This window comes from Rhizobium sp. P40RR-XXII (assembly GCF_012641405.1).
Taxonomy (GTDB): domain Bacteria; phylum Pseudomonadota; class Alphaproteobacteria; order Rhizobiales; family Rhizobiaceae; genus Rhizobium.
In genome coordinates this window covers 341,891-365,287 of sequence record NZ_JABAII010000006.1, presented here as the reverse complement: position 1 = coordinate 365,287, position 23,397 = coordinate 341,891, and the positions used below count along the sequence as shown (strand labels likewise).

At 57.6% G+C, this 23,397-nt stretch carries 12 protein-coding genes; 7 read left to right on the top strand and 5 right to left on the bottom strand.

Annotated elements, in window-relative coordinates:
• The first annotated feature begins 11 nt into the window (after positions 1-11).
• The 4 genes from HGP16_RS14665 (at position 12) to HGP16_RS14650 (ending at position 9,221) form a co-directional block, all read left to right on the top strand.
• The gene (locus HGP16_RS14665) at positions 12-3,224 is read left to right on the top strand and encodes a maltotransferase domain-containing protein (protein WP_168840741.1); all 3,213 of its coding nucleotides are present in this window, start codon (positions 12-14) and stop codon (positions 3,222-3,224) included.
• A 19-nt stretch (positions 3,225-3,243) separates the two neighbouring features.
• Positions 3,244-6,522, top strand: a complete 3,279-nt coding sequence (gene treS / locus HGP16_RS14660) for a maltose alpha-D-glucosyltransferase (RefSeq protein ID WP_168840774.1) — start codon at positions 3,244-3,246, stop codon at positions 6,520-6,522.
• Complete coding sequence (gene glgB, locus HGP16_RS14655; protein WP_168840740.1) at positions 6,519-8,750, top strand: 1,4-alpha-glucan branching protein GlgB; 2,232 nt, start codon at positions 6,519-6,521, stop codon at positions 8,748-8,750. The genes treS and glgB overlap by 4 nt, the downstream gene beginning before the upstream one ends.
• Before the next feature lie 120 nt (positions 8,751-8,870).
• Positions 8,871-9,221 carry a response regulator gene (locus HGP16_RS14650; RefSeq protein ID WP_168840739.1) on the top strand — a complete coding sequence of 117 codons (351 nt, stop codon included), beginning with the start codon at positions 8,871-8,873 and terminating at the stop codon, positions 9,219-9,221.
• 115 nt (positions 9,222-9,336) lie between these two features.
• On the opposite strand, the gene treZ is transcribed toward HGP16_RS14650, so the two are convergent.
• On the bottom strand, positions 9,337-11,097 hold the full coding sequence (gene treZ, locus HGP16_RS14645; protein WP_168840738.1) for a malto-oligosyltrehalose trehalohydrolase: 1,761 nt from the start codon (positions 11,095-11,097) through the stop codon (positions 9,337-9,339).
• Between the two features lie 129 nt (positions 11,098-11,226).
• On the opposite strand from treZ, the gene treY reads away from it, so the two are divergent.
• Together treY and glgX are read left to right on the top strand one after the other, a co-directional pair.
• A complete protein-coding gene (gene treY, locus HGP16_RS14640) occupies positions 11,227-13,704 on the top strand; it encodes a malto-oligosyltrehalose synthase (protein ID WP_168840737.1) in 2,478 nt (825 codons plus the stop codon).
• Positions 13,705-13,796: 92 nt separating this feature from the next.
• A complete protein-coding gene (glgX, locus tag HGP16_RS14635; protein WP_205927522.1) occupies positions 13,797-15,866 on the top strand; it encodes a glycogen debranching protein GlgX in 2,070 nt (689 codons plus the stop codon).
• A 221-nt stretch (positions 15,867-16,087) separates the two neighbouring features.
• Here the strand turns inward: glgX and HGP16_RS14630 are convergent, their stop codons facing one another.
• The 4 genes from HGP16_RS14630 to HGP16_RS14615 all read right to left on the bottom strand — a co-directional run bounded on the left by HGP16_RS14630 (position 16,088) and on the right by HGP16_RS14615 (position 22,167).
• A complete protein-coding gene (locus tag HGP16_RS14630; RefSeq protein WP_168840735.1) occupies positions 16,088-16,969 on the bottom strand; it encodes a carbohydrate ABC transporter permease in 882 nt (293 codons plus the stop codon).
• Positions 16,966-17,859, bottom strand: coding sequence for a carbohydrate ABC transporter permease (locus HGP16_RS14625; RefSeq protein ID WP_168840734.1), 894 nt, complete (start codon positions 17,857-17,859; stop codon positions 16,966-16,968). The genes HGP16_RS14630 and HGP16_RS14625 overlap by 4 nt, the downstream gene beginning before the upstream one ends.
• A gap of 68 nt (positions 17,860-17,927) precedes the next feature.
• The gene (locus HGP16_RS14620) at positions 17,928-19,187 is read right to left on the bottom strand and encodes a hypothetical protein (RefSeq protein ID WP_168840733.1); all 1,260 of its coding nucleotides are present in this window, start codon (positions 19,185-19,187) and stop codon (positions 17,928-17,930) included.
• Between the two features lie 235 nt (positions 19,188-19,422).
• Entirely contained in the window at positions 19,423-22,167 is a 2,745-nt protein-coding gene (locus tag HGP16_RS14615; RefSeq protein WP_168840732.1) for a glycoside hydrolase family 2 protein, read from the bottom strand.
• Positions 22,168-22,322: 155 nt separating this feature from the next.
• Between HGP16_RS14615 and HGP16_RS14610 the strand changes: the two genes are divergently transcribed.
• Positions 22,323-23,348: a LacI family DNA-binding transcriptional regulator gene (locus HGP16_RS14610; protein WP_312867319.1), complete on the top strand. Its 1,026-nt coding sequence runs from the start codon at positions 22,323-22,325 to the stop codon at positions 23,346-23,348.
• Positions 23,349-23,397: the final 49 nt, after the last annotated feature.

Below are 23,397 nucleotides of genomic sequence, written 5' to 3'. Positions count from 1 at the left end.
AGAATTACCTGATGACGTTCGCAACTCAGTCAGACGCCGCGTTTAGGCATCCGCGGATCTACTATGTAAATCCGTTGCTCCTCGCGGGCCGAGAGCGATGGAACGAAGCGTTTGATCACGCGAGCGTACTCGGTTTCGACACTGTTCTTTCTGCGCCACCCTTTCTCAGAACAGCCGACGGCGGGCTTTTTTCCACCGGCGACTATAGTCACCTCGATCCGGCGCTCAAGCTTGAGGGAGATGCGGAAGAAGGTCTTTTTGCCTTGGCGGAGGACGCGCGAAAAAGAGGGGTCGAGCTCATGCTCGATCTCGCGGTGAACTCGGACAAGACAGACATCGCCGCCTCTCTCCCCCTTGACCCAAGGCGGTCGCCGTTGCCTTCATCCAGGCCGCTGTGCCAAGGCGCGGCGGTTGACGCGTGGCAGGCGCGGCTGGCGCGCTTTGCCGCCTGCGGCATAGCGGGATATCGGGTCCTCGAGCTCGACAGCTTGCCCGCGCAAGACTGGCGACGTCTGATCGAGAGCGCGAAGGCCGTGAGGCCCGAAACAAAATTCTTTGCCTATACGCCTGGAACCGACTTCGCACTGCGATCCGAATTGCGGGAGTGCGGATTTAGCGGCGCATTCTCCTCGCTTGCCTGGTGGGATCTGCGCGAGAGCTGGTTTCTGGAGGAGCATCGTCTCCAGCTGTCGCTGGGGCCGCAGATCGCCTTTCCGGAAGTGCCCTTCGGAAAGCGGCTGGCGCATGGCACCGAGGGGAGGGAAATCCGCGAGCGCAAATCGGTTCGCGCACTTCATCTTGCAGCCGAACTGGGCGATGGGCTTCTCGTGCCCATGGGGTTCGAATTCGGCGTCTCCCTGCCGCTCGATCCAACCTTCGGTCGAGGAGAGGGCTTACGCGCCTTGAAAGCCGAGGGCGCTTTCGATATTTGCGCGGCCGTTCGCAATCTAAATGCTGCGCAAAGCGAGGCCGCTCAAAGACGATTATGCCTTCGATGTGAGACATCGAGCCACGTGACAGTCATCGCACAAGCCGATCAGCCCGATCTCAGGATCGCTGACAAGGTGCGGCTGATTATCGTCAACCGAGACCTGCGCGGCGCTGCGATGGTGCCTGACGACATCGTTCATCGCTTGGCCTCGCCTTTCCTGCCCCTCGAAACCTCGATCACCAGCCGCAGGATCGCCCCGGGCGATGTATGCGTGCTTAGGACGAACGCACGCGCCGTTGTCAGGGCAGACGAGGGGAAGCTACCTCTTGGTGAGGCGACGGCCTCACCGCGAATTGCCATCGAAGATATTACGCCACAGGTTGACGATGGCCGTTTCCCGGTCAAGCGCGTCATCGGTGACACCGTCACGGTCGAGGCGGACATCTTCGCGGACGGCCACGACCTCCTATCGGCTTGCCTTCTTTATCGCGCCGACGACGAGTTGGATTGGCGCCAATCGAAAATGGTTCTTTCCGAAAACGATCGGTGGCAAGGATCGTTCTTCCTCGATCGTGTCGGCCGCTTCGAATTCAGGATCGAAGCTTGGAAGAATCTCTACGCCATCTTCCGCCACGAGCTTCTCAAGAAGAGCGAAGCGCGGCTCGATTTGCGGCTGGAGCTGATCGAGGGCGAAGAGTTGATCCGGGATGCCGCAACCGACTTTGCCATATCGATGACGGCGGACGAAAGAGCAGAATTGACCGCGCTGCTTGCCGAGCTCGAGAGGCAGGACGGACCTGGCAAACTTGAATTGCTGTTTGCCGCACGTACAAGCGAGCTGATGGCGCTTGCCGACCGCCGTCCGTTTGCCTCCCGCTCGCGACCCTATGGCGTCGAGTCCGAGCGGCGCGAGGCTGCTTTCGCCAGCTGGTATCAGATCTTTCCCCGCTCACAAAGCGGCGACCCCAATCGTCATGGCACCTTCGACGACGTCATCGCGCGCTTGCCGGCAATCCGAGACATGGGCTTCGATGTACTCTATTTCCCGCCGATCCACCCGATCGGGCGGACCAACCGCAAGGGCCGTAACAACTCTCTCGTGCCGGCGCCGGCGGATCCGGGCAGTCCCTATGCGATCGGGTCGCAGGCGGGTGGGCATGAAGCCATTCATCCGCTTTTGGGAGAATTCGATGATTTCGAACGTCTGGTGATGGAAGCAAGGCGATTTGGATTGGAAATCGCGCTCGACTTGGCGATTCAGGCATCCCCTGATCATCCCTGGCTAAAGCAACATCCGGGCTGGTTCGACTGGCGACCGGACGGGACGATCCGTTACGCGGAAAATCCGCCGAAGAAATACGAAGATATCGTCAATGTCGATTTCTATGCGAAGGACGCCGTGCCGGCGCTCTGGGCCGAACTGCGTGACATCGTCGAGATGTGGATCGACGAAGGCATAAAGCTGTTTCGTGTCGACAACCCGCATACCAAGCCTTTTCCCTTCTGGGAATGGATGATCGGCGACGTCCGGGCGCGTCATCCCGAAGTCGCTTTCCTTTCAGAAGCGTTCACAAGACCGAAGGTCATGTACCGATTGGCAAAGATCGGGTTTTCCCAGTCCTACACCTATTTTACATGGCGCAACACCAGAGCGGAGCTGGAGCAATACCTAGTCGAGCTTACGCAGAGCGATGTCACGGAATTCTTCCGCCCGCATTTTTTCGTCAACACACACGACATCAATCCCGACTTCCTGCAAAACGCGCCTCGTCCGGCCTATCTTATCAGGGCCGTTCTGGCGGCGACATTGTCGGGTCTGTGGGGTGTTTATAACGGTTTCGAGCTTTGCGAGGGTCGCCCCGACGCCAAGCGCAAGGAATACGCCGATAGCGAAAAATACGAAATCCGTGCCTGGGACTATGACAGGCCCGGCAACATCAAAGCTGAAATCGCTATGCTCAACCGCATTCGCAAGGATAATTCGGCGCTACATTCGCATCTCGGCTTGACGCTGCTGCCATCGTCAAACCCAAACGTCATGTTCTATGAAAAAGCAAGCGTCGGGCGCCACAATGTTCTTCTTGTGGCCGTAACGCTCAATCCGCACGCGCCAGAAGAAAGCAATGTGGAATTTCCGCTTTGGCGGTTTGGCGCTGCGGATGACGGGGCGCTTGCCTTCGAGGACCTCGTTAGCGGCCAAAGGTTTAATCGTACAGGAAAATGGCAAACGATCAGGCTGGACCCGGCCCATTTGCCTTTCGCCATTTGGCGCGTCAGGACTGGTGAGGTGTGAGATGAACACCGCTGTTATTATGGACAACGACAACGGAATTGCCGAGGATTTGCTCTGGTACAAGGATGCGATCATCTATCAGTTGCACGTCAAGTCCTTTTACGACGCCAACGGCGACGGAGTCGGCGATTTCGAGGGCCTCTATCAGAAGCTCGACTATATCGCCGCTCTCGGCGTTAATGCGATTTGGCTTCTCCCTTTTTTTCCTTCACCACGACGCGACGACGGCTACGACATTGCCGACTATCGCAGTGTCAGCCCTGACTATGGAACGCTCGACGACTTTCGAAAGTTCGTTGCAGCCGCGCATCAACGCGGCATCCGTGTGATTATCGAACTCGTCATCAATCACACGTCCGACCAGCATCCCTGGTTCCAACGCTCGCGGCAATCGCCAGCCGGAAGCCCCGAGCGGGATTTTTATGTTTGGTCGGACAACGACCAGAGGTTTCCAGAGACCCGCATCATCTTTCTGGATACCGAAAAGTCGAACTGGACCTTCGATCCCGTCGCCGGCCAGTACTACTGGCATCGCTTCTATTCGCATCAGCCGGATCTCAATTTCGACAACCCTTTGGTGATGAAGGAGCTTATCGACGTCATGCGTTTCTGGCTCGAGACCGGCATCGACGGGTTTCGGCTTGATGCGATACCATATCTTGTCGAACGCGAGGGCACCAACAATGAAAATCTTCCGGAAACCCACCGGATCCTAAAGGAGATCCGCGCTGCGCTCGATGCAACGCATCGCGGCGTGATGCTCCTTGCCGAGGCAAACCAGTGGCCCGAGGATACGCGTGAATATTTCGGCGATGGCGACGAATGCCACATGGCATTCCATTTTCCCCTGATGCCGCGCATGTACATGGCGATTGCCAAGGAAGATCGCTTCCCGATCACTGACATTATGCGTCAAACGCCGGATATCCCCGAAAGTTGTCAATGGGCGATCTTTCTTCGAAACCACGATGAGCTGACGCTCGAAATGGTGACCGATGCGGAACGCGATTATCTGTGGGAGACCTATGCTTCCGACAAACGCGCCCGCATTAATCTTGGCATCCGTCGTCGACTGGCACCGTTGATGGAGCGCGACCGCCGTCGCATCGAGCTCATGAACGCATTGCTGCTGTCCATGCCCGGAACGCCTGTGGTTTATTATGGCGATGAGATCGGCATGGGCGACAATATTTATCTCGGCGACCGAGATGGGGTGCGCACGCCCATGCAATGGTCTCCAGACCGTAACGCCGGCTTCTCGCGCGCCGATCCAGCGCGCCTCGTGTTGCCACCGGTTGCCGATCCTCTTTACGGCTACGAGGCATTGAATGTCGAGGCGCAGGTGTCGGACGCGCATTCCCTGTTGAATTGGACTCGGCGAATGCTGGCGTTGCGCGGTCGACATAGTGCCTTCGGCCGAGGTTCGTTGCGCTTTTTGACGCCGAGTAATCGACGGGTGCTCGCCTACCTGCGGGAATACCAGGAAGAGGTAATCCTATGCGTGGCGAACCTGTCGCGTGTTCCCCAGGCCGTTGAACTCGACCTGCAGCAATTCGAAGGGCGTGTTCCCGTCGAGCTGACGGGGATGTCGCCGTTCCCGCCGGTCGGGCAGCTCACTTACCTGCTCACTCTGCCTCCCTATGGCTTCTTCTGGTTCCAGCTGAACGCCGAGGCTGACGGGCCTGCCTGGCGCACCGCGCCGCCAGAGCAACTGATTGATTTCGTCACGGTCGTTATCAGACGCAGCCTGACGGAGCTTGCCGAACTGCCGCAGCATGCCGCGGTTCTCAGTAGGGATATTCTGCCCGCTTACCTCTCGAAGCGGCGCTGGTTCGGCGCCAAGGACCAGGCACTGCAGGAGGCGCGACTCGTCTCGGCGACACCGATACCGTTTGCCGATGGCATCGTGCTGGGAGAGATCGAGGCTGTTCTGCCGGATCATGTGGAAAGCTACCAGCTGCCGCTTGCCGCCGAATGGGACGACACCGCGCCGAACGTGCTTGGCCAGCAGCTCTCCCTTGCCCGTATCCGGCAGGGCAGGCGGGTTGGGTTTCTGACCGACGGTTTTGCCGTTGAGACGATGGCGCGTGGCATTCTGCAGGGCCTATGCGATCGCTCGACAGTCAGCGGACGCACCGGCACCATCGAGTTCATCGGCACCGATCGACTCGATTGCCTGGCACTAACAGAAGATATGCCGATCCGTTGGCTTTCAGCTGAACAATCCAACAGCTCGTTGCTCGTCGGCGATTTGGCGATGATCAAGCTGATCCGCCATGTCTTCGTCGGCGTCCATCCGGAAGTCGAGATGACGCGATACCTGACGGAGCAAGGCTATGAGCACACCGCGCCGCTTCTGGGCGAGGTCGCGCGCACCGACGGTGAAGGCCGCCGATCAACGCTCATCATCGTGCAAGGGGCTATCCGCAACCAGGGCGACGCCTGGAATTGGATGCTTTCCAATCTGCGGCGTGCTGCCGACGAGATCGTCATCACCGAAGCAGCGGTTGAGACCGCCGACGAACAGTTGCGCCCCCTTTTGCATTTCGTCGCCATGGTTGGTGAACGGCTGGGAGAGTTGCATGTCCTGCTGGCACAGCCAACGCAAAACGAAGCCTTTGCGCCACGCCGGGCAGATCAGCGCGATACGGCCATCATTCGCGAGGCGGTCACTGGCGAGATCACCTATGCTTTTTCCAAGCTGACCGACCTGGGAGACAGTGTCGACCCAGAGATCGCAGACCGCGTGTCCCTGCTGCTGGGCGGACGCGAAAGGATCATCAAACTTGCCGCCGCACTGGCGGACGAGGCGAAGGGGACGCTGCTGACCCGCGCGCATGGCGATTTCCACCTTGGCCAGATTCTGGTGACGGAAGGAGACGCTGTTATTATCGATTTTGAAGGCGAGCCGGCCCGAAACCTCGCAGAGCGCCGGGCAAAGACGAGCCCTTTGCGCGACGCTGCCGGCCTATTGCGATCGCTTGACTACCTTTCGGCGGCCGCCATGCTCGAAAACGACGCGATTTCCGATCATCACGACGCGCGCCGAAGGCAGGTGATCCAGCGCTTTGCTGAGAATGCCGAACGCATCTTTCTGACCTCCTATATGGAAGCGCTAGCCGCATCGCGAGATTTGCCGAAAACCCCTGCGGAAGTACGGCGACTTATCGATATCTTTCTTTTGGAAAAGGCGGCCTATGAGATCGCCTACGAGGCGAGAAATCGTCCGAAGTGGCTTCCAATTCCGCTAAGCGGATTTGCCGACATTCTGATGCGCCTTTCGGAGAGCCGCTCATGACGGAAGCCGCGGACATTCTTTACGGTGTGGAGGCGGATGCCATGAATGCCCTCATCGAGGGGCGCCATGGCGATCCTTTTTCGATCCTTGGTTTCCATCAGGGTGTCGACGGTCGCTGCACTGTGAGAACCTATCTTCCCGGCGCAATGCGCGTTGAAATCCTCGACCGGGACAGTGGTTTGCCGTTGGCTCAGGCCAACCTCCTGCATCCGGCCGGTCTGTTCGGTGCCGTGCTTGCCGAACGCCGCGCCTATTCCTTGAGAATTCAGTGGCCCGATGCAATCCAGGTGACGCCTGATCCCTACAGTTTCCCACCATTGCTTGGCGAGCTGGATCTTCATCTTATCGCCGAAGGCACGCATTACGACCTGACGCAGGCGCTCGGCGCTAATCCCACGAACGTCGAAGACGTTTCAGGTGTCCGCTTCGCCGTTTGGGCGCCGAATGCTTCGCGCGTATCCGTTGTCGGCGACTTCAATGCCTGGGACGGGCGTCGCCATCCGATGAGGCTTAGGCGGCAGGCAGGTGTCTGGGAGATATTCATTCCGCATCTCACGGTCGGCGAACGCTACAAGTTCGAGATCCTCGATCGCTTCGGCAACCGACTTCCCCAGAAGGCCGATCCCGTCGCGCGAGCCGCCGAGCCGGCGCCATCGACAGCCTCGGTGGTCGCCTCATCTGAATCCTTCCGCTGGAACGATCATGCCTGGATGGATACTCGGCGAGGCGCCGAGCAACTGGGTAAGGCGCTTTCGATCTATGAGGTTCATGCCGGCTCTTGGCTACGCGATATGGAAGATGGCGGCCGCGCGCTGGATTGGGTCGAACTCTCGCAGCGACTGATCCCCTATGTCAGCGAAATGGGGTTCACCCATGTCGAGTTGCTGCCGATCATGGAACATCCTTTTGGAGGATCCTGGGGCTATCAGCCGCTCGGTCTCTTTGCGCCGACCGGGCGTTACGGAACGCCCGACGATTTCGCCTATTTCGTCGATCGCTGCCACGAACAGGGAATTGGCGTCATCCTGGACTGGGTGCCAGCGCATTTTCCGACCGATGTGTGGGGATTGGCGCGCTTTGACGGGACCGCGCTTTACGAGCATGAAGATCCGAAAGAGGGCTTTCATCGCGACTGGAACACGCTGATCTACAATCTCGGCCGCCGCGAGGTCAAAGGCTTTCTGATCGCGAGCGCTCTTGAATGGCTCGATCGCTATCATGTCGACGGATTGCGCGTGGATGCCGTCGCCTCGATGCTGTATCGCGACTACAGCCGCCCGGAAGGCGAGTGGATTCCGAACCATCATGGTGGCCGCGAAAACCTGGAGGCCATCGAGTTCTTCAAGCACCTGAACAGCATTGTTCATGAGCGCCATGCACATGTGCTGATGATCGCCGAGGAGTCGACTGCTTTTCCCAACATCACCAGATCAGCGAGCGAAGGCGGCCTAGGCTTTGACATGAAATGGAATATGGGGTGGATGCACGACACGCTCCATTACATGTCCGAGGATCCGGTTTATCGAAAATACCACCATGGTTCGATGACATTCGGAATGAGCTACACTTACAGTGAGCGGTTCATTCTACCGTTTTCGCATGATGAAGTGGTCCACGGCAAAGGCTCGCTTCTCGGCAAGATGCCGGGTGACGAATGGCAGAAAATAGCCAATCTCCGCGCTCTTTTCGGTTTCATGTGGGGGCACCCGGGCAAGAAGCTTCTCTTCATGGGCTGCGAGATCGGCCAACGATCGGAATGGAACCATGACGGCTCTGTCGAGTGGGACGTCCTGGACGAAGCCTCTCATACCGGCGTGCAGCGGTTGGTATGCGATTTGAACCGAATTTACAGGCATTTTCCCTGCCTGCAGCATGGTGATACCGCGCCGGACGGCTTCGAGTGGGCGGTTGCCGATGATGCCGAACACTCGGTGTTGGCGATGCTGCGCTTCGATGCCACAAGGCGGTCGGCGGCTCTCGTCGTCTCGAATTTCACGCCGGTTTTCCGAGAGGGATATAGGATAGGCGTACCTTTTAATGGGCGATGGCGGCAGATACTCAATACCGATGCTTCGGTTTATGGTGGGGCAGGCACCCACTTCGGCGATCGCGCCACCGACGATTTCCCGGCGCACGGACGGGCGCAGTCCCTTCTTCTCGATCTCGCGCCCCTTTCAACGTTGATGTTTTTCTTTGGCGACGAGGAGGTGAGCAATCCTGAAGGCTAAGGGCTTTCGAAGGGTAAAGGTACTGTCGCTACCGCGTGTCGAGCATATCCGTGCGGTGGCGGACCAGCGCCTTTCTCCCAATTGGATCCATCTTATTTTGCGAGGAGGTTACCGGTGACAATGAAGGTTATGATCGTCGAAGACGAGGCTCTGGTGGCGCTCGAATTGGAGCGCATTGCAGTTGAAGCTGGCCACGAAATCGTGGGCCCCTTTGCGACCGTAGAGCAAGCTCTGGCCTATGCTTCGAAAGCTCAAGTTGCTCTCGTGGATCTCGGCTTAGCCGACGGCCATAGCGGAGGAGGGCTTGCGCGCCGACTGACAGATCGTTTCGGGATAAAGGTTATCTTCGTGACGGGCAGTCCCGAACGGGTGGGCTATGGCCGCGAAGGAGCGATTGCGGTGATCGGCAAGCCATTCAGCGACGAAGCCATCGTCGGTGCCCTGGCGAAGGCGACGAGCGCCGAAGGGTAGTCGGTTTGGTCTTCTGACAAGCTTAGAATGGAGACAGAGATACCGACTTCCTCGCGGTCGTTCGCTTGCTGAATTCATGTCGGTGTCGATGGAGCTGTTCGTTTCGCAAAAGCGCTTATGACAGGCTCCAGGCGACGGCCCAGGGACCGATCGAGTTGTCAGTGATGCCGTCCGATGCAAATATCGTCTGACCTGGGACTGGTCCGGTCTGAACAACAGCCCTATCCGATAAATTAGCTACAAGATGAAGGGTTGCTGTCTCCATTTGCCACTGAATTCGAATGAGTGGATGGTCAGCGCCGTGCGCGGCTGTGCAACTGCGCGCTTGGTAAAGAAGCGGTACGATCTTTTGATGCCGGAGCCTTATCAACAACCGATAATAGTCGGCAAGAGCTTCGTTTGCTTCGATCGCCTCCCAGCGCAGCTTCGCGCTGCGAAAGGTGGCTTGTGACGTCGGGTCGGGCGCATCATCCGCATGAAAGCCGGGCAAACGTCTCAGTTCTTCCTTGCGCCCCAGTCTGACCTTTCTGTTCAGCTCCTCATCAAAGTCGCAAAAGAACGGAAAGGGCTCGACGGCTCCCCATTCCTCCCCCATGAACAGCATCGGGATTTGCGGCGAGAGCAGGTAAATCGCTGTAATGGCTTTTATCGCCTCAAGCGAGTGGGAACAGACCATGCGGTCGCCTCGTGCCCGGTTGCCGATTTGGTCGTGATTTTGAATGAAGCAGATGAAGGCCGTCGGAGGCAGGTGGGCGCTTGGCGATCCTCTCGATCGACCTCGATATCCCATATGCTCCCCCTGAAATGCGAAGCCTTCGCAAAGGGCGCGACACAAACGTGATCGATAATCGATATAGTCCTCATAATAGCCGAATGTCTCCCCCGTTGCCGCTACGTGGAGAGCGTGATGGATATCGTCGTTCCATTGCGCGGTAAAATGGCATGGCCTGCCGCCGTTATCCCGTGCCAAAAGACTGGATTGATTATCTTCATTTTCGAGGATCAAATGAACACGACGATCGGGAAACGCCCGTCTGACACGATCCGCCAGTTCGGTCAGAATATGCGGATCACTATCATCCTTCATCGCGTGAACGGCATCGAGCCGCAAACCGTCCATCCGAAATTCGCTCAGCCAATAGATCGCGTTCTCGATGACGAAATCACGAACGAAACGGCTCCCTTCGCCGTCGTAATTCAGGCCCTTGCCCCAGAAGCTCTCATGCCGACCGCTGAAGATCGGCGCTAAGAGCGGTAGATAATTCCCGTCCGGTCCGAAGTGGTTATAGACGACGTCAAGGAAGACACAGATACCGCGCTCATGCGCTGCATCGACAAGCATTTTCAGCTCTTCGGGACGGCCGTAGCTGCTATCCGGTGCGTATGGCAAAACACCGTCGTAACCCCAGCCATATCGACCACGAAAATCAGAAAGTGGCATGAGTTGGATGGCCGTTATGCCAAGGCGCTGCAAATGGTCGAGCTTTTCGATGGCCGATAGAAAGGTGCCGGTCTGCGTGAAGGCACCGAGATGTAGCTCATATATGACAATGTCCTGCCAGCGAAGACCCTGCCATTCGTCCGTTCGCCATTCGAATCGCGGATCGACGAGTTCGCTGGGTCCATGGACATCGTCTGGTTGGAAACGCGAGGCGGGATCCGGTACCTCAAGGCCGTCGGGCAGAACGAATTTGTAGCGGTCGCCGGCGCGCACATGGGCGACCTCAACCATATGCCAGCCGTCTTGTCCTGGCTGCATTGTCCATTCCCCGCGCTGCTCGATGCGGACGAGCACTCGCTCCAGCAAGGGCGCCCATACGCGAAATAGGACGGCATCCTCCTTGACTTGAGGTCCAAACGCGAAGCTGTGGAGCATGGGACTTCGTCCGTTGATGAGATTGCAGTTTCCCGCTTCCAAACGCGTCCTATCGGCAACGGTTCCGAAGCGCGGAACAGATGTCTTGTAGCGCCGTTGGTAAAGGCGCAGACGCTTGTGAGGAAAACCATGACCGTTTTGACATCTACCTACCGCCTGCAATTTCGCGGGGAGGTCACCTTCAAAAGAGCAACGGAGCTGGTCCCCTATCTCAAAGATCTCGGCATCAGCCACGTCTATGCTTCGCCGATCTTCGCTGCCACGCGTGGATCGACACATGGCTACGATGTCACGGATCCGAACGAAATCGACCCGGTGCTTGGCGGTCGCGCCGGCTTCGACGCCTTTTGTGCGAGCCTGCAGGATGCCGGGCTGGGCCTGATCCTTGATATCGTGCCCAACCATATGGCCGCATCCTTGGAAAATATCTGGTGGCGCGATGTTTTGCGACACGGATCGAACAGCGTCTACGCCGGCCATTTCGATATTGACTGGCGCCGGAAGCTGACATTGCCTTTGCTGGGAAAGCCATTTGAAGAAGCTCTGGCTGCCGGAGAACTCCGTCTCCACTATGAACCCGCCGACGACCGCATCTATTTGGCCTATTTTTCCAATCTGCTTCCGTTGTCGGACGAAAGTACCAAAAATCTCGCGGCGCAGATTGGAAAGGACAAAGAGCGGTTGAGCGCTTTTTCGACGAATGCTGCGGCGATGAAAAAGCTTCTCGGCGCACAACACTGGCGATTGTGCTACTGGAAGGAGGCCGCTCAAAACCTTAGCTATCGGCGTTTCTTCGAGGTTGCAACGTTGGTTGGCATGCGGGTGGAAGACGAAAAGGTTTTCAACGACACCCATCGGCTGATCGTCGAATTGGTTCGCGCCGGGCAAGTCCAGGGCCTTCGCATCGATCACATCGATGGACTGGCCGATCCGAAGACCTATCTCGAGCGTTTACGTCAGGCCGTTGGCGTTCATACGTTCATCGTGGTCGAGAAGATTTTAGCGCATGGCGAGACGCTGCCGGCGGATTGGCCTGTTTCGGGAACGACCGGCTACGAATTCATCGCCGCCATGGCCGATCTTTTCGTCAGTGAGAACGGACTGCGCAAATTGGATCGCGCGTATAGGGCGGTCAACGGGGAAGATGCCGACTTCGCGGCAGGTCTGCGCAAGGCCAAACTGCTGATGATCGAGCGCAATTTTGCAGGCGAGACGTCACGCTTGCAAATGTTGGCGCGTTTGATCTTTCCCGACTTCAACGAGATGGAAATCTCTTGCGCACTTCGCGAGCTGCTTACCGCCTTTCCAGTTTATCGCACCTATGGTTATCGGGAAGCCGCGTCGATGCGGGATGAAACATTCATAGACAGTGCCATTGATCAGGCGCGTGTCAGAGTGCCAGCACCTGACGCCCTGGAGGCATTGGGTCGCCTCTTGAAGGGCGATATCCCCGGTGCGGAGGCGCGCGAGTTTCGTGCGCGATTTCAGCAGCTAAGCGGGCCGGTGATGGCAAAGTCGGTCGAGGATACGCTATTTTATCGACACAACCGCTTGATTGCCATGAACGAGGTGGGAGGTCAGCCCGACGTCTCGCCAAAACCGGTGGCCGCCTTTCACCGATTCATGGAGGACCGGTTTCGGTGGCAACGCCTCGGCCTTTCGACAACCTCGACGCATGACACGAAGCGCGGGGAAGATGCCCGTGCCCGCCTTTACAGCCTTACCCAAGATCCTGATGTCTGGAGTACGGCCGTGGGGCGGTGGTGCAATATGAACTCTTCGTTTCGCTCTAACCTTGCCGACGGGGCGGCACCGGAACCGAATGTCGAATGGATGCTGTATCAGGCGCTGGCCGGTATCTGGCCGGAACACATAGAAAAAACCAATCTCGACGCCCTGAAGGACCGATTTAGGGCCTATATTCTGAAAGCGATGCGTGAGGCAAAACTTCGAACGGATTGGGCGGAGGAAAATCCAGCCTACGAACACGCGGTTCAGGCTTATGCTGCCGCATTGCTTTCGGTTGAAAATGACAAATTCATGAACGATTTCGACCACACGCTGCGCCCCTTTGTGGAATTCGGCTATCGCAACACCCTGTCGCAACTGCTCATCAAACTCACGGCTCCCGGCATTCCTGACATCTATCAGGGCACGGAGGGGCTCGATTTCAGCCTGGTCGATCCGGATAATCGCAGACCGGTCGACCACCTATGGGCTGATACACAAACACCGGCCGACACCCACGCATCCAAGGCGACGTCGTTGAAGCGAAAGATCGTCCGTGAGGTGCTGCACTATCGCCGTCGTCATCCCTCTCTTTTTCTTGAAGGCAAATATGTGCCGCTGAAAACCAGGGGTAAGCAAGCGGATAACCTGGTGGCATTTGCTCGCGTTCACGAGCTGGACATAGCGGTCACGATCATACCGCGTCTTATCGATAGCCGCTCTTCGGATGCCTGGAATGAGGCGATTGTCATCATGCCGCAAGGATTGCGGAGACCGCTGCGGCAGCTGCTGACGGATAGGACATTGCCGGCGGGCGATCTTTCGGCCGCGGAACTGTTTGCTGATCATCCTATCTCTGTTCTCGTCGAACACAGCTGACGCTTCCGCCGCCAATCGGCACACAAAGCCAAGCTGCCGGAACAATGCGTATCGCTGCGGTGTTTCCATTGTGCGCCAGCAAAGAGGGATTCATGACGGAAAATGGCAAGCAGCATGAGATCGAGCCCGGTGATTTTACCTGCCTGGGAGCAACCTGTGACGGGCGAGGCGTCAACTTCGCACTCTTCAGTGCTTATGCGCAAAAGGTGGAGCTCTGTCTTTTTGACGAAGACGGCAAGGAGGAGATCGAGCGGCTCATCCTGCCGGAATATACCAATGAGATCTGGCATGGATATGTTCCGGGATTGGAAGCGGGCGCCTTGTATGGTTACCGCGTCCATGGTCCATTCGATCCAGAAAGAGGTCATCGCTTCAATCCGAACAAGCTGCTCGTCGACCCCTATGCCCGTGAGCTCGTGGGCAATGTAGATTGGTCGCAAGCCCAGTTCGCCTATATTCTCAATGATGAGCAGAAGGATCTTTCCTTCGACGAGACGGACAGTGCGGCTCGAATGCCGAAATGTCGCGTCGTCGATATTCGGGAGGAAGCCCCGACCCAAAAGCCATCCGTCCCCTGGTCGCGAACGATTTTCTATGAAGCCCATGTGAAAGGGATGACAATGCTGCATCCGGCAATTCCGGAGCAGCTGCGTGGTACGTTTGATGGCCTGGGGCAGGCAGCGATCGTCGATTATGTGAAAAGCCTCGGCGTCACCTCGATCGAGCTCCTTCCCACCCACTATTTTCCCGATGACAGCCATCTGCTCGATAAGGGCCTTCGTAACTACTGGGGTTATAATACCCTCGGCTTCTTTGCCCCGGCCTCTCGCTATTATGGTCCCAAGGGTCTTGCAGGTTTTCGCGATATGGTGCGCGCCTTCCACGACGCCGGTATCGAAGTGATCCTGGATGTCGTCTACAACCACACGGCGGAGGGCAATGAGCTCGGCCCGACCCTCTCATTCAAGGGCATCGATAACTTCTCTTATTATCGCACTCTTGCGGACCAGCCCCGCTACTATGTCAACGACACTGGCACCGGCAATACCATCAACACTTCTCATCCGCGCGTACTGCAGATGGTGACCGACTCACTTCGCTACTGGGCTGAAGTGATGCACATAGACGGTTTCCGCTTCGATCTCGGCACTATTCTCGGCCGTGAACCCCAAGGTTTTGACCAGCGCAGCGGCTTTTTCGATGCGGTCGGTCAGGATCCCGTCCTCTCAAAGGTCAAGCTCATCGGCGAGCCATGGGATATCGGGCCTGGTGGATATCAGGTCGGCGGTTTCCCGCCGGGTTGGGTGGAATGGAACGATAAATATCGTGACACGGTGCGCGACTATTGGAAGGGCACCCCCGGCACGCCGCGGGATTTCGCCGCGCGCATTTTGGGTTCAGGTGATGTCTACGATCTTCGTGGGCGTCGTCCGTGGGCAAGCGTCAACTTTATAGCCGCGCATGACGGCTTCACTCTCAATGACCTTGTTTCCTACAACGACAAGCACAATGAAGCCAATGGCGAAGACAACAACGACGGCCATGACGACAACCGCAGCTTCAATTATGGTGCTGAAGGCCCGACGAAAGATGAAGGCATCAACGCGATCCGGGAACGCCAGAAGCGGAATTTTCTCGCCACCCTATTCTTGTCGCATGGCACGCCAATGCTGATGGCGGGAGATGAATTCGGCCGCAGCCAGATGGGCAACAACAATGGCTACTGCCAGGATAGTGAGCTCAGCTGGCTGCATTGGGACGATCGCCATGGCAGTTCCGAAGCGCTTCGAAGCTTCACAAAACACGTGATTACCCTACGACAGGAACATTCCATCCTTAGACGAGAAAATTGGCGCGACGGCCTGATCGTCACATGGCTCAACGCCGGTGGCGGCGAGCAGACGGAAGAGCAATGGGAGGACGAGGCAAACACAATAATCGGCTTGCGCCTGTCGCGGGACCAGCCATTTGAAGAGGGCTGGGACGACGTTCTTATCCTGTTCAACCCTCACGATGGCGATGTCGGATTTACCTTACCAGGCGACAAGCACTGGGCGCTGGAACTGTCGACATCGAATCCTGATGCGCGAGATCGGGGCGTGGTCGACGAGCAAGTCTTGCAACTCCGAGGACGCAGTCTTTCACTTTTGCGGCCGGCCTGATATAAGTCGTTCAATCCGAACCTAGGGCGGTATGCGGATGGCATCACGATATTGCCGCCGCACCTCGTCAAAGCCGCGGAACCGGTCGAGCTCGCCACAGCGTGGGCCTTGGTGTGGGCCGGGACGGTGACCACCATGCTTGAGATGATGCCCCCAGGCGACGCGGCGAGTTGTTTGCTGCAAGCGTCAACTGCGCGATGCGGGCTTCAATCGCCCGCCTATTATCCCTTTATTCCGGCGGAAAGCATGATGGCGCGGGTGATTTGTCTTTGGAAGAGGAGGTAAAGAATGGCAACCGGAAGACCCGCCAATACCGCCGCAGCCATGTCCTTGGCGAAACGCACGCCGAAGACGTCCTTTACCTGGGTAATGCCAACCGGAATGGTGATTGTCGCATCCGACGTAGCGACCAGGAAAGGCCATAGGAAATTGTTCCATGCCGCAATAAATGTGGTTATGGCGAGCGCGGTAATCACGCCCCAGTTCATTGGTACGTAGATCTTCCAAAGCGTTCTCAGGTGCCCGGCATTGTCGAGCATTGCCGCCTCGCGAAATTCCCTTGGGATCTGGTCGAAGAACTGCTTCAGGATGATGATGACCGACGGCACCACCAACTGTGGCAGAACAATGCCGCCCCAGGTATTGATCAGTCCGAAGGAGTTCATCAGCACGAAATGATTGATGATGAGCGCTTCAGTCGGAACCATCACCGAGGCAATCAGCGCGCCGTAGATCAGGCGGCGGCCCGGAAACTGGATTTGGCTGAGCGCATAGGCGCAGCAGAGGCTCATCGCAAGCACCAGAGCCGCGACAATCGCTGATGTCGCGACCGAGTTGATATACCATTGTATAATGCTGGAGCGTTCGATCACATAGCGATAAGGCTCCAGCGTCGGCGCTTTTGGGAAAAGCCCGGCCGTTTTGCTCACCACTTCGGTGTCCGATTTGAGCGATGTTGCGATGGCCCAGTAAAGGGGAAAGAACCAGATCAGCGCGCCGAGCGCGGTCAACACGGTCAGTGCGCGGCTGGTCCAGCGTCCGGCAGCGACATGGTGGCTTGCCGACGCAGAGCCTGCTCGCGCATCAGTTATCCGGTCGCTCATCTTTCGCCTCGCGCACGCAGGAACTGATATTGCAGGACTGAGGCAATCAGAATGATGACGAACAGAATAGTAGCGACCGCCGCGCCTTCACCGCCTTTGTTCTGCTTGAAAGCGAGATCGTAGATGACGCTCATGACAACGGATTGAGCGTCAGCTGGCGTATGGGCGAAATAGCCAAGCAAATAGGGCTGCGCGAAAATCTTGAACTGTGCGATCAGCTGCAGCGTCAATACCAATGCCGTGATGGGCCAGATCAGCGGCCAGGTTATCCTCGAAAACACGCGCCAGCGGTTGGCATTGTCGAGCGCGGCTGCTTCGTAAACGTCAGGTGAAATGCTGCGCAGGGCAGCCAGGAACAGAAGAATATTGAAGCCGATCGTCCACCAGATCGTGACGACTGCGACGGAAGGCATGAAATAAGTCGGCGAACGCAGCACCGGCAGCGGCCGGCCGCCGGTAAACAGGCCAATGACGTTCTGGATGACGCCGTATTGCATATTGGCGATCCAGGTCCAGATCTGGGTCACGACTGAAACCGGCAGGATGGAGGGCAAGAAAAAGCACGCGAGGACCAGCATCTGTGTGCGCCCACTCAAGCGGTTGATGCCCATGGCGATGAACAATGCGAGAAACGTGCCGGGGATGACGGTCAGAACGATGAAGTATAGTGTATTCGCAAGCGCCTTTTGCAATTGAGCTGAGGCAAGCTGGCGTGCGTAATTGTCAAGGCCCACCCATTCGCCCGGGCCGATCAGCGGCGCATTGGTCAGGCTCATCGCCACCATGCGCAAGGTCGGATAGGCAAAAATGAGCAGAAAGGTGATGACGGCTGGCGCAACCACCAGCGCGGCAATCATATTGTCCTGCTTCCTGTTGCTGACTGCCGCCATCTGTTACCTACCTTGGTTGACCAGCCCCAGGGGAGAGTATGGCCCCTGGGGATCGTTGAAGGAGAACGTCACTGAGAGTTCATGTGGTCCCGAAACTTCTCAAGCGTTTCCTTCACATCACCTTCGCCATTCAGCGGGCCGGACACCATGTTCTGCCAGTCGTCATCGAACTTGGACGCGGCACCGGTGAGCGGGGTCTTCGGCATGTAGAAGGCATCGAGCGCCATGGCGGCGTAATCCGACTGCGGTTTGAGCGCCTTGTAGGCCGCGGATGTGCTGACCGGCAGATAGGCCGGGATATGGCCGGCGGCCGCCCATTCCAACGAGTTCACGTTCATCCATCGGATGACTTCGAGAACCGCGGCGCGCTTTTCCGGCGTCATGGTGACACCGACATTGTTGGGAATTACGAAGGAGTGCGAGTCTGCCCAGTTGGCGGGCTTGCCCATCCAGGCCGGAATGTTGATCATGCCGTAATCAAAACCATTGCCCTTGGCGACCTCGGCTTCCATGGTCGGCAACTCCCAGTTGCCGTTCAAGAAAAAGGCGGATTGACCGGCGAGGAAGGTGGGCGTGATGGTTTCAGAGTCGATATAGGGCTGGGCCCAACCTTGCTTCACCCAATCGGCAACCTCGCCATATGCTTTTTCCATTTTTTCGAGGTTGTCGCCCTGCAGGAACTTACCGTTTTCCGTAAGCGCACCTCCCAGCTGGCCGAACAAGGTGTAAATGTCGCGCAAATCCCCGGTTGACGAGGCAATGACGACACCATTCTTTCCCGCCTCCTTGGCCTTGGCCAAGAGCGCACGCCAACCCTCCAGCCTGTCAATGCCGGTGGGTTTTCCGTCATTGCCGAGCGCCCCGAGGTCCTTTAGCACATTCTTGTTGTAATAGAGCACCTCTCCGTGCACATCAAAAGGAATGGCGTAACGTATATTGTCGACCGTCGAGGCGGCGATTGCGTTCGGCGGATAGTCGCTATCTTTCAGGCCGACGGCCTCGAGCTCCTTCGGATCGATCGGCGAGACCGTCTTGGCGGAGACAGCAGCAGCCAGCCGTGACAGGTGATAGGTCGCGATGTCGGGTCCTTGGCCGACAGCAGCGGATGTCTGCAATTTGGTATAATAAGGAATGCCCCATTCGAGCGTGGTGCCCGTGATTTGAATCTTGTCCTTGTGCTCGTCGTTGAAGCGCTGGATCAGCGCCTTCATTCGCACGCCGTCGCCTCCGGATAAAAAGTCCCACCAAACGACATTCTCGACGGCGAACGCCGGAAAGGCGGTGATAAGGGCTAACGCCGCGATCGATGTTCTCAACAGATTACGCATTTCTCTCCTCCAGGCTGTTCTATTTTCCTCCCAAGCCACCCCTAAAGGCTGGCCTATGTCTTGCGCTGGCGCCAACGAGCCGCGTGAAAATTGCTGCTCCCCAATTCAAAAGGCATCCCTTTCGTTTCGCCGGCAACAAACACATTTGCGGCGCTGCCACATGTCCGAACCGTGGATGCCGATTGACCTTACATCTCCTCTCAATGATGTGCGGCGGTTCGGTTCTACCGCCGGCCTATCGGGTAGCCGCTGTTTCGATGATGCAATCGAGCAAGGTTGCTGCGACCGGATCGGTACCGGCAGGTTCGCGCATCAGACCGAAGGTGGTGGCTACAATGCGACCAGCACCGACTCGTCGTTCGGCAATGGTCGCGCAGGGCTTGTGAATCCAGCCCACCATCGTGCCGGCATGGACCAAACCGTCGAAATGGATCGGGCGGAAACCAGTAATAACGCGGTTGGGGTTGACGCCGACGAAGGAGAGGTCGGTCAGCGGACCGCCTGGCAGGCGTTCGAAGGCCCCCGACCGCTTCAGCCAGCTAAAACCCGTAACCCAGTTGCCTTTCCAGATGGTGCCGTTGCGTTCGGTGACACGCATCTGCGGCATGGACTGTCCGCGATCGCCGCCGGTCGGATAATTCCAGTTTGGTTGGTCATTGCGCAAATTGCCGAAGGGAAGGGTTGCCGCATCGGCGAGCGACACATAATGGGCGCCGTGCTCCATGGCATCGATATCTGCCTGATTGAGAGAGGATGCGACCCGCACGTCCGCCCTGTCGGTATCGGCAACGTCGTAGCCAAGCGCGCTCAAATATTGCGCGATCTCGGGTTCCGCCGAGAATACGGAGATTGTCGGCTTGGAGCGGCGACCATAGACGCTGATGTCGAGGCTGTTGCGCGCGATCTCGCTGTCGTCCGCGGTGAGCGTGAACTGAATGCTGATTTGTTTGCCGGCCATATCCACCGTGAAGGGAAGGGAAAGCACTGGCAAATGATGCACCGACGTTGCGTTCAGCGCGGGGATCGCGATCTTTCCCGCATTCGCGCCATTGACGCTGTAGTGCAATTCGGTCGGTGGGAGCGTCGTGCCGCCGGTCGAGATTTCGAGTTCGATGCTCCCCGCATCGCCTGCCCAGACCGCGTAATGCTGCATGCGCGGGACGATGACAACATCGGTATTAATCTCATGGAAGCGGTTGTGATAGGCGCGCGTGTTTCGCTGCATGTCCATCAATCCATTGGCTTCCCAATGCAAGTCGGTCAGCTCGGTGATGACATAACCCTGTATCGAGGCATGGCGGCGCATCTCTTCGATTTCGAACTTGAGCGCATTGAACTGATGCCATTGCGTGTCCTTGATAAAGGCGTGGAAGGACGGAAAGATCTTGTCGAACTGATAGGTGCGGAAGCGCTGCTCGACGCCGTGTGGATAGGTCGCCCCGTCGCTATCCCATTCCAGGCCGTTGATGAACCAGAAGGGTTCCTTGTCGTCCTGTTTGAGTTTTTCGGGATGCGGCAGGCCCCAGACACCGAACTCGGAGACGACGAGCGGCTCGTCGCCACGCCGTTTCGCATCGCCGTTCGGCGAATAGGACCAGCCGGGCCTTCCGGCGAAGGCTGAAACCCAATCGGCCCATTCGCGCGCCATTTCCGGGACAGAGGCGTAATAATGGTAGTCGTCGAGGTCGGAAACGACGTGGAAGTTGGGAATGCAGGCGGAATTGTCTACGACTAGCCGCGTCGGATCCTTCTCTTTCAGCCAATGGTAGGCGTTTTCCAACCACGATCGCTGATCGGCGCTTTCGACAAGGCGCGTCCCCCAATCCTCGTTGATGATGGTCCAGATCACGATGGAGGGGTGGTTGCCGTCACGGCGAAGGATTCCTTCCATCGTATCGAGCAGGCGCTTGGCCGACTTCTCGGTGAAGGTCTGAATGTTCGGGATCTCCGTCCAGACCAGCAGGCCGAACCGGTCCGCCACGTCGTAGTAGCGTGGATCAGGCACCTTGATGTGACAGCGCAGGAGGTTGAGGCCGAGCTCTTTCGACTTGCGCGCCTGATCTTCCAGGAACTCGGTCGATGGCGGCGTGTAGATGCCCTCAGGATAATAATCCTGATCCAGTGCCCCACGCATGTAGAAGGGCTGTCCGTTCAAGAAGAATTTGCCATCCTTGGCTTCGAAGGTGCGAAAGCCGAAATTCTCCTCGACCGAGTCACGGACGACACCCTGCTCTGAGAGCTCTAAAACGGCGCGATAGAGCGCGGGATCATCGAGGGACCATACCTCCACCTTCGCGACGCTGAGGGCGGCAGAGGCGTGTATCTCGCCATTGAGTGCGAGCTCGACGGTTGATGCAATCTTACCATTGCGGTCAAGAAGCGTGACCGTCAATGCGCCGGTGAAGGACGATGCCAGCTCAACATCGATGATGACCTCGCCCGTGGCGAGATCGGCGCGAATGGCCTGGTGAGTGATATGCGTCTCACAGCGGCATTCAAGCCAGACCGACTGCCAAATGCCGCCCAGCATGCCGTACCAGCTTTGCTTGCCATGCGGGATCTCGTCAAACGGGAAGTCGGGAAAAGCCTGCGCATCGGCACTAGGCAACGTAACCTTCACCTCCAGGCGCATTTCGTCCTTGAGAAGATCACCGGGAATGACGAATTCGAACGGCAGATAGCCGCCTTCGTGAGAACCGAGAGCACGGCCGTTGACCGAGACTTCGGCAAAATAGTTCACGGCACCGAAATGCACGATCACCTGACGATCCCGCCACTCTTTCGGCACGGCCACGGCGCGTGAATAGGTCGCGACGCCAGCCGCGGCTCGCAAATCCGGAAAATGCGCCTGCCAAGGCGCGGGTACGACAATCGTCGTCGGCGTTTGTCCTTCTAGCTGAAAGTTCCAGGTTCCATCAAGAGACAGGCGCGCACGCGGGCCGGAATGGGTGTCGGCGAAACGGCGGGAGGCGATGGACATTGCCGCGAGCTTTCCGGTTTGATTAAGTCACAAAGTGAGTTACAAGGAAGTTTCGTAACTTATATATTTAACTTCCGCAAGAGCTGCGGCTTCACATCGTCCGTCAGATTTTCTAACGTGCACGGAGCTGCCGTTAAGTCCGAGAAAGAAACTGAGTGAACGACAAAACGACGAAACGACCGACCATGTCCGATATCGCCTCGCAGGTCGGCGTTTCGCATGCGACGGTTTCACTGGTGCTGAACGAGGTGCCTGGCAAGCGGGTTTCGGAGAAGGTGCGTGAGCGTGTGCTGGCGGTTGCCGAGGAGCTTGGCTACCAGAAGACCGCACCGGCCAATGACCCGATCGGCGGGATTATAGTTCTTCTGATCGACGATCTCATGGCCTCGCAGCATGCAGCGCCGCTGATCGAAGGTGTTCGCAGCGCGGCGGAAGAGCAGGGCATGGCGGCACTCACAGTCGTTACGGGCGGACAGGTCGAATTCGCTGAGTCGATTCTCGATTATCTCGGGCGCCGCCAGATCGTCGGGGTGATCTATGCCACGCTCATCACCCAGTTGGCGCCAGTGCTGCCCACCAAGCTCAGTAGCTATCCTGCCGTCCTTTTGAACTGTCATCAGCAACGAGCTGAATTCTCGTCCATCATTCCAGGCGATCACGCTGGTGGCTTTGCGGGGACGGAAGTGCTGATCAAAGCTGGACATCGCCGCATAGCTATGATCGACGCGGGCAGGCAGCGGCTTGAAGCCGCCCGGGATCGCCTAAGCGGTTATCGCCAGGCGCTGACGACTTACGACATCGCCGTCGATCCTGATTTGATCCTCTCGGAAGCCTGGTCACTCGATCTCGGCCGGGAAAAGATGTTTCAACTGCTCGATCTGCCGTCGCCGCCGACAGCGGTGTTCTGCTTTTCAGACCGGGTCGCTATGGGTGCCTATGATGCGATCCGGATGCGCGGTTTGAAAATCCCCGACGACATTTCCGTCGTCGGGTTCGACGATGAAAGCCTTGCCCGAAAGATCCTGCCACCGCTCACGACATTGAAGCTACCTCACATGGACATGGGTCGATGGGCTGTGACCGAACTTTTGGAAAAGGTAGCGCAGCCTAAGAAATCGCCAGTGCGGCTGAAGATGGAGTGCCGATTGGTCATACGCGATTCCATCGGCCCACCGCCTTGAGACGAGCGGTCGTGAAGGGAGATACATGGAGCGCCGTCAGCCAAAATGC